Annotated in this window: 1 protein-coding gene; it reads right to left on the reverse strand. The window is 59.4% G+C overall.

From position 1 onward, the window contains the following. Positions 1-51 precede the first annotated feature (51 nt). Complete coding sequence (locus ACR0LN_RS23900; protein ID WP_480433231.1) at positions 52-1,875, reverse strand: BCCT family transporter; 1,824 nt, start codon at positions 1,873-1,875, stop codon at positions 52-54. Positions 1,876-1,891: the final 16 nt, after the last annotated feature.

Raw genomic sequence — 1,891 nt, forward strand, 5'->3', positions numbered from 1 at the left:
GAAAAACGCCGCCCCTGTTGGGGCGGCGCTGATGTTTGGATTGAGGCGTGCTTATTCCGCGGCCTGCGTTGCGACGCCGTGCTTGTCGCGCTGGCTGTCGCGGAAAAGGGCCTTGCCCAGAGCGATACACATCAGGCCCATCACCATGGTAAAGGGCAGCGCGCCGATGATCATCGCGTTGCGCAACGCATCCATCGGGTTGTTCTCACCCGCTGCAAGGATCAGCGCACCGATCACAGCGGTCAGGATCACACCCCAGATGATGCGGTGCTTGATGCCGGTTTCCTGGCTGCCGCCCGACATGATGGTGTTCATCACAAGGATGCCCGAGTCCGCCGAGGTCACCAGGAAGGTCATGATCAGGATCACGCACATGACGTTCAGCATGGACAGCAGCCCACCATCGATCATGTAAGACAGCGTCACGAACAGCTTGTTGGTGTTCGACGCACCGATGATCGCACCTTCGGCGGCACCGGCCAGCTCTAGATCAATCGCGGTGCCACCCAGAACGGTCATCCATGCAAAACAGACCAATGCAGGTGCGAAGACACAGCCCAGGATGAACTCACGCACCGAACGCCCTTTGGAGATGCGCGCCAGGAATAGCCCAACAAAGGGCGAGAACGCGATCCACCAAGCCCAGTAGAAGGTGGTCCAACCGGCCTGCCAGCCGAACTGACGGCCCTGCTCACCCGCAGCATAGGCCGCTGCCAGAGTCGCTTCGTCCAGCTCCGCTGCAGCGCCTTCCAGACCGCTCCTGAAGCCGTCAAAGCTGCCCCACGCATTGGTCGCGCCGCCCATCAGGTCATTGGCGTGCGCCTGTGCTTCGGCAGGCAGAGCCGCCGCAAAGGCTTCGGCCGACAGCGGGCCATAGGCGTTAAAGCTGAGCGACAGGAAATGCAGGATGTAGTCCACCATCGCGGTGCCATAGGTGGTCATCGCAAAGACAAACGACCCAAACACAACAAACGTGCCCAGCAGGATGATCGACAGCACCAGGTTCAGGTTCGACAGGTACTTAACACCCCGGCCAACACCCGACACGGCCGAGATGATCGACAGGCTCATGATGACGACCAGACCCGAGATCAGGCCCACTTTGCTGGGGGTCGGCACCTCGCCGCCCAGATCCATGACCCACTGCATTCCAGTGATCGCATAGACACCATCAATGAACTGGCTGACGCCGTAGCCGATGGTGACCGACACGCCAAGGATCGTCGCAACAACGCCCAGAACGTCGACCAGATGGCCGAAAAAGCCGTTGACGAAACGACCAAACAGCGGCGTCAGCGCCGAACGGATGGTCAGAGGCATGTCACGGGTATAGGCGTAATAGGCCAGCGACAGGCCGGTCACCACATAGATCGCCCAGGCGTGGAAGCCGTAGTGCAGATACGTAAAGCGATAGGCCGATTGCAGCGCCTCGGGCGAGTTCCCCTCGACCGCGCCTGATACGACCACGGGGTTCGAACCCCACAGGCCCAACGGTTCGGCGGTGGCAAACACCATCAGGCCAACACCCAGACCGGCACCAAACATCATCGAGAACCATGAGAAGTTCGAAAACTCGGGCTTTTCCCCCGGTGTCCCCATGATCCGGCGGCCGGTAGCCGGGATGATGGCCACAATGGCGAGAAAGAAGAAAAACGCGCCGACAATCAAAACGTAGAAGCTGTTGAAGATTTCAAGCAGCTTACCGTTCAGACTGCCCAGCGTGCTGTTCGCATTGGCGGGAAACACAAGCGCCCACAGCACCAGGCCAACCATGATGGCCTTACTGATCAGCGCAATGGGAACGCTGTAGTTTTCATAGAAACCGGCATCCGCCGTTTCTATCTCTACATCCGTAAAGGGTTCGGGTACCGACATTCTTTCCTCCGTGTTG

Source organism: Ruegeria sp. AA6, assembly GCF_056542865.1.

Coding starts and splice junctions, on each gene's coding strand:
- ACR0LN_RS23900 (WP_480433231.1), bottom strand. CDS start 1,875: ATGTCGGTACCCGAACCCTTTACGGATGTAGAGATAGAAACGGCGGAT.